The following is a 291-nucleotide window of genomic DNA, read 5'->3' on the forward strand; positions in this document are numbered from 1 at the left end:
CGATCAGCAGGGTTGGCCGCCCATCGAGCCGAGCTTCGATCCGATGAAAGAGATAGGCCAACACCGCCGGCGCGGCTGACGTGCCAATTAGGCCCTCGGTTTCAAACGCCTGAACGTCGGCCGCCCAGAGACGCTCGGCTTCGGCGTCGAGCAAGCGGCCATAGGGTCCGCCGAGGCAATAGGGCTGCAGCGCTCGCTTCAATGTGTGGGATTGCAGAAGGACCGACAGACCGGTCAGCGTCCTTTCGCCGACAGGTGCTGAAGCAAGCGAAGACAGGGCTGACCAGAGAT

Annotated in this window: 1 pseudogene; it reads right to left on the reverse strand. The window is 62.9% G+C overall.

What is annotated here, in order from left to right:
• Positions 1–291, reverse strand: a pseudogene (locus RMT89_RS46285) (conjugal transfer protein TrbE); the annotation flags it as partial.

It is taken from the genome of Streptomyces sp. P17 (assembly GCF_032436805.1).
Lineage (GTDB): Bacteria > Actinomycetota > Actinomycetes > Streptomycetales > Streptomycetaceae > Streptomyces.